Source organism: Pseudoalteromonas sp. MER144-MNA-CIBAN-0113 (assembly GCF_040308965.1).
Taxonomy (GTDB): Bacteria; Pseudomonadota; Gammaproteobacteria; order Enterobacterales; family Alteromonadaceae; genus Pseudoalteromonas; species Pseudoalteromonas tetraodonis.
In genome coordinates, this window is record NZ_JBEOOG010000649.1 from 1 (window position 1) to 230 (window position 230).

General features: G+C 44.8%; 1 pseudogene. It reads left to right on the forward strand.

The features are described from left to right. Positions 1–12: 12 nt before the first annotated feature. Positions 13–230 (forward strand): annotated as a pseudogene (locus AAEY57_RS21335) (transcription elongation factor GreAB); the annotation flags it as partial.

Consider the following 230-nt stretch of genomic DNA (forward strand, 5'->3'; position numbering starts at 1 on the left):
GTACTAATCCCCATGAATAAAACCCACGTTATCGAACACCTTCGTTTTGCACTAGAAGCGCAGCTTACAACAGCAAAAGTAGCGGCAAAAACCGCGCACGATACCGCCACACATGAAGAAAACATAGCCGAAAACAAATACGATACTCTAGGGCTCGAAGCCGCTTATTTAGCACAAGGCCAAGCCCAGCGTGTAAACGATTGCTATAAAAACATAGAATTGTTTGAGCC